This window comes from Bacillus sp. BHET2 (assembly GCF_005938125.1).
Classification (GTDB): Bacteria; Bacillota; Bacilli; order Bacillales; family Bacillaceae_B; genus Rossellomorea.
Genome location: NZ_VCQN01000056.1, coordinates 1 through 384 on the forward strand (window position 1 = coordinate 1; position 384 = coordinate 384).

Consider the following 384-nt stretch of genomic DNA (forward strand, 5'->3'; position numbering starts at 1 on the left):
AAGGTGCGATGTATGCACCGCGATGAATCGTGTCATTATGCAAAACACAATTAGCACCAATAGTAACCCCATCCTCCAATATATTATCACCAGTAAAAACAGCATTAATATCAATCAATACATCTTGCCCGCAGCAAAGCCGACCACGTAAATCAAAACGACTGGGATCTAATAAAGTCACTCCCTGCTGCAGCAATTTCTGAGCCTGATGATATTGCCATACCCGTTCTAAAGCAGCTAGCTGTTGTTTATCATTGACTCCTGCCACCCAATGATGTTCTTTGACTTTTTGAGTAATAATCTTCACACCATCTTGACAAGCCAAGGCCACTAAATCGGTAAGATAATATTCTTGCTGCATATTACGCTTATCCACCCTAGCAA

1 pseudogene is annotated in these 384 nt (G+C 41.1%); it reads right to left on the bottom strand.

Annotated elements, in window-relative coordinates:
• Nucleotides 1-361 (bottom strand): annotated as a pseudogene (locus tag FGG79_RS21490) (hypothetical protein); the annotation flags it as partial.
• Nucleotides 362-384 lie beyond the last annotated feature (23 nt).